This window comes from Actinoplanes sp. DH11, from assembly GCF_020873875.1.
In the GTDB taxonomy this organism is placed as follows: domain Bacteria; phylum Actinomycetota; class Actinomycetes; order Mycobacteriales; family Micromonosporaceae; genus Actinoplanes.
Window position 1 is genome coordinate 184563 of record NZ_JAHWGU010000005.1, and the last position, 13663, is coordinate 198225.

The following is a 13663-nucleotide window of genomic DNA, read 5'->3' on the forward strand; positions in this document are numbered from 1 at the left end:
GGCTGCCGTGATAAGGAACAGGCCCCGGCGCCTCAAGGTCAAAGTGACAGCGGCCGATCGCTGCTGCCACCATGTCCGCCGTGCAGACACTCCTTGCTGGAGTCGCCGCGGTTGTGCTGGTGATTGCGGCTACTGCGGTACTCGCCGGCGGTGAAGGCCTCGACGCGATGGACAAAATCTCCAGTGTCGGAGCGTTCGCGCTGGCAACTGTCGCCGCCGTGACGGCATGGCGTCAGCGACCCCGCCCGCACATGCCCGCGCCCACCCTGCTGCCCTCCCGAGCCCGCCGTGCCTACCTGAAGTGGATCATTGCGCGCAACCGGGACATGGACTTTCGCGGTCTCAACACGCAGAGCCCTCACTATCTCTCCGTGGAGAGCGTCTTCGTCGACGTCAGTCTCATGCCGCGGCCGATCCATCTGGCATCCGGAGATCCCGTGGCGAAGAGCGACGACGGATTGATGGAACGCCGACAGATATGGTCGTTCCTGACCGAGTGGCCGCCCCGGACACTCGCGATTGTGGGTCCGCCCGGCGCGGGCAAGACGACCTTGCTCAAGCATCTGGCTCTTCTTCTCGCATCGGGGCGTGGGCCAACCCGGTTGCTGCGTAAGCGGATACCTGTGCTGTTGGTCATCCGTGATCAGTCGTCCGCCATTGCGGAGGACCCGGAATTGCCACTGATCGAGGCGGTGGCAGCCGCCTTGCCGCCCGAACTCCGAGGCGCGAGACCCTGGTTGGAACGGCAATTCAGTCGCGGCGCCTCCCTGGTCATGATCGACGGTCTGGACGAGGTAGCTGATCCGGGTCAGCGCCGGGCGATCTCGGCCTGGTTGGAACGCCAGATCTCGGTTCACCACGCCAACGGCTTTCTTCTCACGTCCCGGCCGTACGGCTATCAGAGCAACCCGCTGAACTCGGCGGACGTCCTACAGGTGAGACCTTTCACTGATGACCAGATTGAGCGTTTCGTTCGGCTCTGGTACACGGCCACCGAGATCAGGCAGGCCGGCCGCAGGGATGACGTGGTCACGTCGGACGCCAAAGGCAAAGCGGATGATCTCTTGCAGCGGCTCCGTGACAATCCGCAATTGTACGACCTAGGCGTCAATCCGCTTCTGTTGACCATGATTGCTCAAGTCCATAACTATCGGGGCGTTCTGCCGGGTGGCCGGGCCGGTCTCTACCGGGAAATCTGTCATGGTTTTCTCGGCGGTCGACGAGCGGCCAAGGGGCTGAGCAGTGAGCTGACCTCAGATCAACAGGAGTCGGTGCTCAGGTGCCTTGCACTGGCCATGATGCAGGGCTCCAAACGCGACATCGAGGCCGGCGACGCCGCGCGGCTGATCCACGAGCAACTGGCGCGGGTGGCACCCGGTGTGAGTCCTGAGGAATTCCTCGCTGCGACGGAGCAGCAAAGTGGCCTGATCGTCCAGCGCGAGAATGGCGTGTACGCATTCGCTCATCTCACCTTCCAGGAGTTTCTCGCCGCGGTTCGCTTGCGCGAGCAGAGTCAGCACGGATATCTGGCCGCACGTACTGACAACCCGTGGTGGCGGGAGGTGACGCTGCTCTACTGCGCCAATGCGGACGCCGGCCCGATTGTTGAGGCTTGTCTTCGTGAGGACACGGTTCGATCGCTTCTGCTCGCGTCCGACTGTGCCGAGGTGGCCCGGGAGCTCGATCCTCGATTGCGTCAGCAGCTGGACTGGGTGCTCTCCAACGAGACACACTCCGGTGACCTCCGGCGTGCGGGGCTCATCGGGCAGGTGATCCTGGCCCGCAAGCTGCGTCGCGTGCGTCATCCGCGGCCCGGATTGGTTCTGGTCAGTGAGCCGATCACTAATGCGGAGTTCGATCTGTACCTACGGGTGAGCAAGGGGGACAGCCCGGCGTACTGGCCCGCTCACTGGACGAGAGCTCTGGTGCTCCGTCGACCCGACGATCCGGTCGTCGGTCTGACGGTCAAGGAGAAAAAGGCGTTCTGTTCCTGGGTGAGTTCGAGCAGTGAATGGACTTACGGTGTTGACTCGTTCGATGCGTGGACTTGGCCGGAGTCGATCGAGTTCCCCGAGGAGGGGGCGGTGACAAAGATTGATTTCTCCTTCGACGCAACCGACCGTGAATCAGTCAGTTCCGGTGGATCAATTATCGCCAAAGAGTCTTATCTTGATGCTGTCTGCGGCGTTTCGCATCAAGGCCTACGCCACTGGAATGGCGGTTGGGGCGAGCGACCCGCCGGAGCAGCTGGATTCGTGAGCGCTGCCGACATGGCCAACGCCATACGATCTGTTCGTGTCAAGCTCCGCCTTATGCGGCTCCTCGACAACGGCTTCGTCTGTCTCGACAACATCGAGGATGTGTGGGCCGGTTGGCAGTCATCTCCGGACCGTGACCCGGATGACCTGCTGGTGATTGTGGAAAGCGCATGTGAACTCGCCGAATCGGTCTGGCACTCTCATCACGGCCTGATGGCCGACGAGGTGACACGTGTGCTGGACTGCGCCATCATGCTGCACTGGCAGGCCAGCGGTCTGATCAGGTCGACAGCCCAACTGTGGTTGCGCCGCTCTTGACGATCCAGATCCGCTGTCTCCAGAGGCCGGGGCGCCTGCTCCACCGCACACTCCCGTGCCGAAGCCTCCGGGTGGGAACCGATCGCCTCGTCAGCGGCGCCGCGCGTCCCACGCCAGGGCCAGGCCGGTCGCCACCGCGCCTGCGCCCTCCCACGCGGCGACGCCCAGGAAGCCGCCCGGTGCGACGCCGGTGAGCACCAGGGTGGTGAAGACCGCGCAGGTGAGCAGCCGGAACGGGACCGTGAACCGGAAGAACGGGCGCCATCGGGTGGCCGCTGCCACCAGGTAGTACACGCCCATGTTGAGCGAGGCCATCGACGACGCCGTCACGAACACCCGGGTCGAGTCGGGGACGTCGGTGGCGAAACCGGAACTGCCGAGGACCACCGCCGGCGCGAGCAGGCCGGCCACGCCGAAGAGCGCCGCCATCGCACCGAACACGGCGACCGTCCAGCCCGCGGCCGAACCCGGGGAGAATCTCACGCGGATCAATCTAACCGAAGCGTGGATCAATCCAACCGGGGCGTGGATCGATCCCACTGAGGCGTCGATCAATGCAGTTAAGGCGCCGATCAAAGCAGTTGAGGCGCCGGTCGATCTAGCCGAGGCGCCGGAACCGGCTGCCGTGGAACACCAGTGGCGGCACGTCGGGATCGGCGTCCAGGTCGTGCACCCGCAGCAGCACGATGTCGTGGTCACCGGCCGGGATCTCGCGTTCGACCGAGCAGTCCAGCCACGCGCTGGAGCCGTCGAGCAGGATCGCGCCGTCTTCACTGGCCCGCCAGTCGAGGGCCGCGAACCGGTCGGCGTCGCGGGCGCTGAGCTGGCGGCCGGCGTTCTCCTGGTGTGCGCCGAGCACGCTGACGCCGACCCGGCCGGCCTGCCGCAGCACCGGCCAGGTGGTCGAGGTGTGCGCCACGCAGACCGACACCATCGGCGGGTCCAGCGAGACCGAGACGAAGGAGTTGGCGACGAGGCCGCGCGGTTCGCCGTCGATCAGGGCCGCGACGACCGTCACGCCGGTCGGGAAGGAGCCGAAGACCCGGCGCAGCCGTAGTGGTTCGAGCGCTGATCGCATGGTCATGGTGGTGCTCCTGTTCCGCTGGTTCGAAACTAGAACGCGCCGCCGGAGCTTGCCACCCGGCCGCCGATCCAGGGACGAACCTCACGTCGTCCGGGCTCTGCCGGGTTCAGCGCCGGGCTGCCATCGCCTCCACGCCGGAGATCACCAGGTCGACACAGAACGCGTAATAGCGGTCCACGTCCGGTTCGGTGCCCAGCGAGGCCGCGTACTCCACCAGCTTCGGGTAGCGGTCGGCGGGAAGCAGCTCCATCTCCAGGCGCTTCGTGCGGCGCCACTCGGCCTCCTTGTCGGCGGACATGCCGGGCGGGCACCCGGGCTGGCCGGAGACCAGGCCGATCGCCGCGTTCAGCAGGTGCATGGCGATCCAGCAGCCCTCCTCGACGGTGAACCCGGCGTCGGCGAGCAGGTCGAGCGTCTCGTTCGTCGCGCGGGTGAAGCTCTCCGTCCGCGTCTTGTCGACCGCGTGCGGCAGAACCGGCAGGGACGGGTGCTCGCGCATCACCCCGACCACCGTCTCGAACAGCGTGCGGAGCCCCAGTTGTCGCTGGTGGTAGCCGCGGTGCTGGTCGCGGCGGGCGTGCCGGTGAGCCTGTGGATGCTGCGCCGGGTCCGGACGGCGACGCCGGCCGCGAGCCGAAGATCCTCGAGCCGGCGTAGGGAACGGCCTGGCCGCTCAGGCCGCGGCCGGCTGCACCGCCGGCCGCGGCGCCTCCACCCGGGAGATCCGCAACCAGACCACGAAACCCCAGATCACGAACACCGCGTAGACGGCGTAGAGGATCGCCGACGGGTAGTAGCCGAAATGGATGAGCTCGGGGACGCCGACCAGGTCCACGGCGATCCAGCAGAGCCAGAACTCGACCCAGCCGCGGGCCATCGCGTACGTCGCCAGGATCGAGCCCACGAAGATCCACGAGTCGGCCAGGTAGTACCACCAGGGGACCGGGAAGCCGGCGCCGATCTCGCGGAACGCCACGAAGCAGAGACCCACCGCGGCGAGGGCCACCGGAATGATGATCATCCGCTGGCGGCGGCCGGCCCAGTGCGGGATCACCGCGGTGCCGTGGTCGCGCTTGCGGTTGCGCCGCCAGGCCCACCAGCCGTAGACGCTGGTGGCCACGAAGAAGACCTGCCGGGCGGCCTGGCCGTAGAGCGGGGTGCCCTGGTCGTTGCCGAGCGCCTGACCCAGGAAGACGGTGAACAGCAGCAGGTTGCCGACGATGCCGACCGGCCACGCCCAGGCGTTGCGGCGCAGGCCGAACAGGGCCGAGCCGAGGCCGAACGCGTTGCCGACGATCTCCCGCCAGTAGATCGCCTGGTCCGCTGTCACCTGCCACTTCGCGTGGTAAAAGACGCTCAACAGGTGATCGATCCAGGTCATGGTTCACCCTACTGTGGTCCGGTGAGCGCCACACCTACCCGAACCCGGCTCTATGCCGACGGTCACGTCGTTGCCGAGGACTTCCCGATCGCGGAGACGAGTGCCCGGCTGCGTGCCCGGCCCGGCACGGTGGCCTGGATCGACCTGCTGGACCCGCACGAGACCGATCTGCAGGCCCTGGCCGAGGACTTCGGGCTGCACCCCCTCGCCGTCGAGGACGCGCTGCACGCGCACGAGCGGCCGAAACTCGACAGGTACGACGGCCACCTGTTCATGAACGTCTACGCGGTCCGGTTCCACCACGAGGGAACCTCGGTGGTGGCCGACAAGATCGAGATCAGCGCCTTCGTCACGGACCGGGCGCTGATCACCGTGCACAAGGTGCCCGGCGACGTCGAGGCGCTCGTCGCCCGCTGGGACGCCGACACCGGGCTGGGTGCCGCCGGCGGGCTCAACTTCCTGGTGTACGGGCTGCTGGACACCGTCGTCGACAGCCAGCAGACGGCGGCCCGGGCGATCGACGAGGCGATGGACGCTGCCGAGGACTCGCTGCTCGAGGCGGGTGGCGCACCGCGGGCCGTCCGGCACTACGGCTTCGCGCTGCGCAAGGCGCTGTCCTACCTGCGCCGGGCGGTGGCCCCGATGCCCGACGTGGTGCGGCGGACCGTGCAGGCCGACATCGGGCAGGCTGACATCGGGCAGGCCGGCAGCGCGCACGCCGATGGCGCGCACGCGGCCGACCGGCTGCGTCCCTACTACCGCGATGTGGAGGACCACGCGCAGCAGGCCGCCGAACTCGTCGAGCACTCGCTGACCCGGATCAACGAACTGCTCGACGCCGACCTAGCCGAGCAGAGCAACGTCTTGAACGAGGTCACCCGCAAACTTGCCGCCTGGGCCGCGATCATCGCGGTGCCGACGGCGCTGACCGGCTATTTCGGGCAGAACTTGCCGTACCCGGGATATGAGCGGCCGTGGGGTTTCGTGCTGAGCACCGCCCTCATCGTGATCTCGGCGGGCGGTCTCTACGGCTTCCTGAAAAAACGCGGGTGGCTCTAGAAAAGTGAGGTGTGTAACGTCCCCGGCGGGAAAACGGGGGTGTCGATGTTCTTGCTCGTGATCGGTGCGGTCCGGGCACGGACCGCACAGGTGCTGACGATCCTGTTGCTCGCCGCGCTGGCGGCCGCGGTGGCGGTGGCCGGGCCGTGGTACGGCTACGCCGCCGCCGGTCAGGCCGCGGAGGCGGATCTGGACGCGGCGCGCGCGGTCGAGCGGGTCGTCTCGGTCCGCACCGGTGTCGACACACAGGGCCAGCCGCAGGAGGCCGTCAGCCGGTTCACCGGCGACGTCCGGGCCAAGCTGCCGCCCGAGTTCGGTGAGCCGGTGGTCGGCGTCTCGGTCACCCTCAGCGCCCGGACCCCTGACGCGCCCGCCACGGCGATGTCGGTCGCCTCCCGCGACGGGTTCTGTGCGAACGTCCGCCTGGACGGCCCGTGCCCGAGCGCGGCCGGCGAGGTCGCCATCACCCATGAGGCGGCGGGCCGGCTCGGCGTCCGGGTCGGCGACCGGTTCTCGCTCATCAGCTCGGTCACGAACCGGCCGCTCGTCGCGCAGGTCGTCTCGCTCTACGCCCTGGCCGGCGTCTCCGGGACGTACTGGGCGGGCGAGATCTTCCGGACCCGGACCCAGATCGACCCGGCCTTCACGGTCCTCGACACGTTCGTGGAACGCCCGCTCTGGAACGCCACCATGGTCTACGACACCGAGCTGCCGCCCGACCTGATCCGGGGCGACGGTGGTTACGACCTGACGTCCGTGCTGGCCGCCACCGACACCCGGCTCATCGCGGGCGGTTTCCGGCTGCAGAGCACCACCGGGCCGCTGCTGGAGACGGTCGCCCGGGACCGGGCCACCATCCTGCGCGGCGTCCGCTCGGCCGGCGTGCAGACGCTGATACTCACCTGGTTCGCGATCGGCTTGGCCGGGTGGTACACGTTGCGCGACCGCCGGGCCGACACCGCCCTGCTCAAGCTCCGTGGCGTCAGCCGGTTCCGGATGCTGCGCCTGGCCTGGGGTCAGCACCTGGTGCCGCTGCTGATCGGCGCGGCGATCGGTGTGCCGGCCGGGTTCCTGCTGGCGCGGTTGCTCGCCGGCGGCGTCCCGGGCGCGGCGGACCGGTCGAGCGCGCTCGACCAGTCGGTGGTCGCGGTGGTCGCGGTGCTGCTCGGCAGTCTCGCGGTGCTGGCCGCGGTCGAGGCCGCGATGCTCGGCCGGCCGGTGTCGGCACTGCTGCAGCGGGCCCTGCCGGGCCGCGGCGACTGGCGTTCGGCGCTGGCCGACCTGCTGCTGCTCGCGATCGCCGGTGCCGCGCTCTACCAGGCCCGCAGCGGTGGCGCCGGCGACGGGCTGGCGGAGGCCGCACCGGGTCTGGTCGCCCTCGCGCTCGGCCTGCTGCTGGCCCGGCTGCTGCGCCGGGTGGCCGGTCAGGCCGGCGCCGCGGCGCTGCGTGCCGGCCGGCTGCGACTCGGCCTGGCCGGCCTCCAGTTCTCCCGGTCACCCGGCATGGACCGGGTGTTCGCCCTGGTGGTGGTCGCGGTGGCGCTGTTCGTGACGGCGGGCGGCGCCTGGCGGGCCGATCAGATCGCCCGGGAGGAGCGCAGCGCCGCCGAGCTCGGCGCCACGCGGGTGCTCACCGTCGAGGCCGCCAACCGCACCGTGCTGCTGCACGCGGTCCGCACCGCCGACCCGGGCGGCACGCAGGCGATGGCCGTGGTGCGCAACCGCAACGACGACGACCTGGAGATCCTCGAGGTGGACACCTCCCGGCTCGCCGCGGTGGCCCGGTGGCGCCCCGAGTACGGGCCGATCGCCACTCTGCCGCAGGCCATGGCCGACGGCGCCCGCCCGTCGTCACCGGTCGTCACCGGTGACCGGCTCACCGTCCGGGCCCGCCGGGACGGCCCCGCTCCGGCACACCTCACTCTGCGGCTCCAGCACGAGGCGACAGGTGCTCCGGTCACTGTCGCGTTCGGCGCCTTGCGGGCCGGCGAGCAGTCCGTGGACGCCCCGCTGCCCGGCTGCGCCGCCGCACCCGGCTGCCGGATCGTGCGGTGGGAGGTGACAAGCCCGCCGGACCGGCTCACCCGCTCCCGGCCGGCGGCGAAAGGCACCGTCGTGACGGTCCGCGAGCTGACCCAGCCGGGTTCCGGCGCGGCCGTGCTGGACCGCGGCATCCTCGGAGACGTGGCCCGCTGGCGGTCCGGGAGTGCCGGGGCGAACCTGGACATCGCCACCGCCGACGGCGCCCTGCGGATGTCCCCGGACGACAATCCCACCGAACTCAAACTGGCCGGCGTCGCGGCGTACGCGGCGGACTCCCCGATGCCGCTGCCGATCGTGCTGGCCGGCGCGGCGCCCGACCCCTGGCAGTACGACGACCGGATGCTCAAGTCCTACGGCCAGGCGGCACCGGTCCGGATCGCCGGCGTCGTCGCCAGCCTGCCGTCGGTGGGCCGCGACGGCGTGCTCACCGACCTGGACGCGGTGCGCCGCCTGGCCGCCGAGGCCGACGCCGGTGGCGAGTTCCAGGTGTGGCTGGCGCCCGGCGCACGACCCGGTCTGGTGGACGGCCTGACCGCGGCCGGCCTGGCGGTCTCCGGTGACGAGACCGTCACCGGCCGCACCGAGTGGCTCGGCTATCAGGGCCCGGCCACGGTGGCGAGGTTCGCGCTGCTCAACGGACTGGCCGCGCTGCTCCTGGCGGCCGCCGTGCTGATGGTGGCGGCCACCGTGGACAACCGGTCGCTGGATGTGCAACTGCATGCGCTGCGGGCACAGGGCCTGCCGGTCCGCACCGCCGTCTCCACCGGCTACGCCGGCACGACCGTGCTGGTGCTGACCGGGCTCGCGGCCGGAGCGCTCGCCGCCGACCTGGCCGCCCGGCTCGTCGGCGGGGCCCTGCCGCCGTTCGCCGACGGCTGGCGAGTGCTGCCACCGCCCGACCCGCTGACCCCATGGGCCCTCGCGGTGGCGGCCACCGTGGCCCTCGCGGTGCTCGGTCTGGCCGCCCTCCTGGCGGTGCTGCCGCTGGTCCGCCGGCTGCGCAGCACCCGGGCGGAGGACCTCCGATGATCTCCGTGGTCCTCGCGATGATCTGGTCCCGCCGTGGACAGGCCGTCACCCTCGCCCTGCTGGCGCTGATCGCCGTCGCCTCGGCCGTCGCCGCACCGGCCTACCTGCTCGCCGTCGAACGGGCCGTCGCGCAGGGCCAGGTCGAGACCGCCGCGCTCAGTGAGAAGCGGCTGGTGGTGCGCGCCGCGAACGACGCGGCGGTGGCCGCGTCGACCGGTGCGTCCGTCGACATCGGCTCGGCCGGCAACACCCTGGACTCGATGTCCGGCTTCTCCTACATCTACTCGGAGGAGATGCCGACCGTCGGGATCGAGCCGACCGAGTTCTACCCGACCCGGCTGGTCTTCCGGCAGGACGTCTGTGACCAGCTGATCCTGGTGACCGGGCGCTGCGTCGTCGGCGAGGGCGACGTGCTGCTCGGCGAGCAGAGCGCGAAACGCCTCAAACTGGCGGCGGGCGACTCGATCGTGCTGCGGACCGCGCGGGTGGACGCCGAGCGGCAGCCGCCGCTGTGGTCCGCCGACGGCCTGCCGGAGACGCTGACCGTGGCCGGGACGTACCGGGTGCCGAACCCGGCGGACATCTACTGGGGCACGCACGGCTACTTCATCAGCGGCCCGTTCACCGGGTCCGGCGAGCCCGTCTTCACCACACAGACCACGCTTGCCTCGATCACGCGGACCACGTCGATCGAGGCGATCGACGGGATCGCCCAGCCCGGCACCCTGGACATCGACCGGCTCGACACCGTTCGCGCCGACCTGGACCGCCTGGCAGACCTGGCCTCGTCGATCCCGGGTCTCAACCTGGACACCGGCATCCCGCAGCTGCTCGAGCGGATCGACGTCGGTCGGGCCGAGGCCCGGCTGCTCGTACCGGTGCTGGCCGTCCCGCTCGTGCTGCTCGCCTGCTTCAGCATCTACCTGACCGTCGGGCACGGCGCCGAGAGCCGCCGTGACGAGATCGCCGTGGTCGCCCTGCGTGGCGCCCGGTGGTGGACCCGCTGGTGGCTGGCGACCGGCGAAAGTCTCGCCGCGGTCCTGGCCGGAGCCCTGGCCGGTTGTGTGGCCGGGCAGCTGCTCGTCAACGTGGTGGCGGCACAGGTCTTCCCGGGCGTCGGCGCCGAACCCACCCTTTCCTCGCTGCGGTTCGCGCCGGCCGCCACCCTGATCGCGCTGGCCGCCGCCCTGGTGGCCCAGCGCCGGCCGCTGCTCAGCCCGGTCTCCGCCCTGCTGCAACGCACCGGCAAGGTCCAGCGGACCATCCCGGTGATCGAGGCGGTCGTGGTGGTCCTGGCCATTCTCGCGGCCGTCCAGCTCCAGATCTCCGACGGTTCCCTCGACGGCCTCGGCACGTTCGCGCCGGCGCTGCTCATGCTGGCTCTCGCCCTGCTCGCCGCCCGGGCGGTGCTGCCGCTCGTCAGCCGGTACGCCGGCCGGGCCCTGCACCGCGGCCGGCTCGGCGCCGGGCTGGCCGGCCTCCAGCTGTCCCGCCGTCCCGGTGCCGGCCGGCTGTTCGCGCTGCTCGCGGCCGCCGCGGCGGTGTCCGGGTACGCGGCCTGCGCGGTCGACATCGCGGCGCAGGGCCGGGAGGTGGAGGCACGGCTAGGCACCGGCGCCGACCGGGTGCTGGCCGTGCAGGTCGTGCCCCGGCGTCAGCTGCTCCAGGCGGTGCGCAAGGTCGACCCGGAGGGCCGGTTCGCGATGGCGGTGACCGAGTTGCCCAGCGGCGGCAGCACCGGCGTGCCCGGCCTGGCCGTCGACTCGGCACGGCTGCCCGCGGTGGCGTCCTGGGCCAGTGAGGGCCCGAGCGCCGCCCAGGTGGGGGCGCTGCTGCACGCGGACACGGCGGAGCGGCCGTCCTTCACCGGCTCCGAGATCGTCGCCGAGGTGACGACGAGCCGGGTCCCCGCCGACCGGCGGCTGCGGCTGGCCGTCGCGGTCTCCTCCCAGATCGGGCTCGGCGAGACGGTCGTGGAGGTCGGCGTGCTGCGCAACGGCCCGGGCCGCTACCGGCAGCCGCTGCCACTCTGCGAACAGGGCTGCTGGGTCAACGGCATCGGCCTCTCCGGTCTGGGCAAGGCGACCGACACGTCCGGCGTCATCGAGGTCCGGGACCTGATGGGGATCCCGCTGGACAACTGGTGGGCGGCGCAGAACGCGGAGGTCGAGTCCCGCGCCGGGAGCCTGACGATGACTGCCAACGTCCGCGCCGCGCCCGTCGGGAGCGCCTGGGCCCGGCCGCTCGCGACACCGAACCCGCTGCCCTTGGCGCTGGCCGGTGGCGGACCGCCCGGCGGGGTGATGACGAGTCTCGGCGGGGACGCGGTGCCGACGGTCCCGGTCGCCACGCTGCCGGCGGTGCCGTCGGTCGGCCGCAACGCCGTACTCGTGGATCTGGAACTCGCCGACCGCCTCACCGTGGACGCCCACCAGGCGCAATCGCCGCAGGTGTGGCTCGGCCCGGCGGCGCCGGCCGACATCGTGGAACGGCTCGGTGAGCAGGGGCTGGTGGTGGTGACCGACACCGGCGCCGCCGAGGTCCGGGACCGGCTGGACCGGCAGGGCCCGGCGCTGGCGCTCTCCTTCCACGTGCTGGCCGCGGTGCTCGCCACCCTGCTCGGGGTGGGCGCGCTGGTGCTGACCATCGCGGTGGACCGCGGCAGGCGCGCCGGCGACCTGGCCGCGTTGCGGGCACAGGGGCTGTCCGGGCGGGTGGTCGGTCGCGCGACGATGTGGACCTATCCGGCGCTCGTCGGGTTCGCGGTGGCGGTGGGCCTGCTGGTCGGCGGGGCGACGTGGTGGCTGACCGGGTGGGCCCTGCCGCTGGCCGGCCTCAGCCCGCTGGACCTGCCGATGCCCACGGCGCCGCGCCCGCTGGTGCTGCTCGCGGTCGCCGGCGCGGTACTGACGGTGAACGTGGCGGTGGCTCTGGCCGGCGGGCGTGACCTTCGGCGCAGGATCGAGAAGGGGATCTCATGACGACGTTGACGCTGGAGGGGGCCGACCTGGCCCACGGTGACCAGCACGTGCTGCGCGGGGTCACCGTGACGGCCCGGCCCGGCGAACTGCTGGCCGTCACCGGCACGTCCGGCGCGGGCAAGACCACCCTGCTCAGCGCGATGGCCGGGCTGCTGCGGCCACGCGCCGGGTCGGTGGCGGTGGATGGTACGCCGCTCGGCGACCGGGACCGGGCGGTCGCCCGCGGCGTGGTCCTGATCCCGCAGGAGAACGGGCTGGCCGCGATCCTCACGGCGGCCGAGAACATCTCCGTCGCGGTGATCGCCACCGGGGGCAGCCCGGCGGACGCCCGGCGGCGCACCGCGGAGTCGCTGGACGCGCTCGGCCTCTCCGGGCAGGCGAACCAGCTGATCGACGAACTCTCCGGCGGGCAGCAGCAGCGCACGGCGATCGCCCGCGGCCTGGCCCTGCACGGCGACGTCCTGCTCGCCGACGAGGTGACGAGCGAGCTGGACGCGTCGAACCGGCAGAAGGTGCTCGACCTGCTGCGCGCCGAGGCCCAGCGGGGCGTCGCGGTCGTCCTGGCCACGCACGACCCGGAGACGGCGGCCGCCTGCGACCGCGAACTCCACCTGGCCGACGGCGAGGCGGTCTGGGTCCGCCCCTAGGCCACCGGTTCCGAGCCGCCCGGGACGAGGGTCACCTCGCCGTCGATGTGCTGGACGGTGAAGAGGGTGCCCGGCGGGTAGGAGCCCAGCACCTCCGGCGGCAGCTGGACGGTGCCGTCGCCGGCGACGACCGCGAAGTCCTGGCCGTCGCGGCCCTCGGCGCCCACCCGGCCGTCGCGGATCGTCACGGCGCGGCCGAGCCGGGCGCCGACCTCGTTGTCGTGGGTCACCACGACGATAGTGGTGTGCCGTTCGGTGTTCACCGTCTCCAAGGCGTCCAGCACCTCGTCGCGGCCGGCCGTGTCGAGGCGGCTGGTGGGCTCGTCGACCAGGAGCAGGCCGGGCCCGGCCGCGACGCCGACGGCGAGGGCGGCCCGCTGACGGCCGCCCGGTGTGAGGTCGGCGAGGCGGCGCCGGCCCTGACCGGGGAGCCCGACGAGGTCGAGGATGCGGTCCGGGTCGTCGAGCTGGATGCCGCGGGTGTGTGCGGCACGGCGCTGGGCCAGCCAGATGTTGCGGTGCAGGGACGCGTACGGCAGGAGGTTGCGTGCGGCGCCCTGCAGCACCACGCCGATCTCGGTGCCGCGCAGCCGGGAGACCTCCGCGTCGGAGAGTTTGCCCATGTCGTAGGTGCCGATGTTGATCCGCCCGGCGGAGGGGCGCATCAAACCGGCGAGCAGCGCGATGAGTGTCGACTTGCCGGAGCCGGACGGCCCGACCAGGGCCAGGGTCTCCCCGGGGGCGATGGAGAGGTCCACACCGGCCAGCGCCACCACGTCACCGGCCTCGGCCCGATAGATGTGCACGACTCTGCGGCAGGCCACGGCCAGTCCGTTCATGCCGCCACGCTAGCGAAGCCGGAC

Annotated in this window: 10 protein-coding genes; 5 read left to right on the forward strand and 5 right to left on the reverse strand. The window is 71.5% G+C overall.

The features are described 5' to 3' along the window. Positions 1 to 80: 80 nt before the first annotated feature. Positions 81 to 2576 carry an NACHT domain-containing NTPase gene (locus tag LPA41_RS09630; protein ID WP_229069733.1) on the forward strand — a complete coding sequence of 832 codons (2496 nt, stop codon included), beginning with the start codon at positions 81 to 83 and terminating at the stop codon, positions 2574 to 2576. A gap of 90 nt (positions 2577 to 2666) precedes the next feature. On the opposite strand, the gene LPA41_RS09635 is transcribed toward LPA41_RS09630, so the two are convergent. From LPA41_RS09635 to pnuC, 4 genes are all read right to left on the reverse strand, one after another. Beyond that, a complete protein-coding gene (locus LPA41_RS09635) occupies positions 2667 to 3005 on the reverse strand; it encodes a hypothetical protein (RefSeq protein ID WP_229069882.1) in 339 nt (112 codons plus the stop codon). Positions 3006 to 3174: 169 nt separating this feature from the next. Further along, entirely contained in the window at positions 3175 to 3660 is a 486-nt protein-coding gene (locus LPA41_RS09640; protein ID WP_229069734.1) for a flavin reductase family protein, read from the reverse strand. A 106-nt stretch (positions 3661 to 3766) separates the two neighbouring features. Beyond that, positions 3767 to 4159: a TetR/AcrR family transcriptional regulator C-terminal domain-containing protein gene (locus LPA41_RS09645; protein WP_229069735.1), complete on the reverse strand. Its 393-nt coding sequence runs from the start codon at positions 4157 to 4159 to the stop codon at positions 3767 to 3769. 174 nt (positions 4160 to 4333) lie between these two features. Next, entirely contained in the window at positions 4334 to 5041 is a 708-nt protein-coding gene (gene pnuC / locus LPA41_RS09650) for a nicotinamide riboside transporter PnuC (protein WP_229069736.1), read from the reverse strand. Positions 5042 to 5062: 21 nt separating this feature from the next. Between pnuC and LPA41_RS09655 the strand changes: the two genes are divergently transcribed. From LPA41_RS09655 to LPA41_RS09670, 4 genes are read left to right on the forward strand one after another with little or no spacing between them, the layout of a single operon-like run. Further along, positions 5063 to 6100 (forward strand): magnesium transporter CorA family protein, encoded by a 1038-nt coding sequence (locus LPA41_RS09655; RefSeq protein ID WP_229069737.1) that lies wholly within the window; start codon positions 5063 to 5065, stop codon positions 6098 to 6100. A gap of 45 nt (positions 6101 to 6145) precedes the next feature. Further along, positions 6146 to 9172 carry an FtsX-like permease family protein gene (locus LPA41_RS09660; RefSeq protein WP_229069738.1) on the forward strand — a complete coding sequence of 1009 codons (3027 nt, stop codon included), beginning with the start codon at positions 6146 to 6148 and terminating at the stop codon, positions 9170 to 9172. Then, on the forward strand, positions 9169 to 12153 hold the full coding sequence (locus tag LPA41_RS09665) for an FtsX-like permease family protein (RefSeq protein ID WP_229069739.1): 2985 nt from the start codon (positions 9169 to 9171) through the stop codon (positions 12151 to 12153). The genes LPA41_RS09660 and LPA41_RS09665 overlap by 4 nt, the downstream gene beginning before the upstream one ends. Further along, positions 12150 to 12800 (forward strand): ABC transporter ATP-binding protein, encoded by a 651-nt coding sequence (locus tag LPA41_RS09670; RefSeq protein ID WP_229069740.1) that lies wholly within the window; start codon positions 12150 to 12152, stop codon positions 12798 to 12800. Before LPA41_RS09665 ends, LPA41_RS09670 begins: the two co-directional genes overlap by 4 nt. On the opposite strand, the gene LPA41_RS09675 is transcribed toward LPA41_RS09670, so the two are convergent. Further along, a complete protein-coding gene (locus LPA41_RS09675; RefSeq protein WP_229069741.1) occupies positions 12797 to 13639 on the reverse strand; it encodes an ABC transporter ATP-binding protein in 843 nt (280 codons plus the stop codon). The genes LPA41_RS09670 and LPA41_RS09675 overlap by 4 nt on opposite strands. Positions 13640 to 13663: the final 24 nt, after the last annotated feature.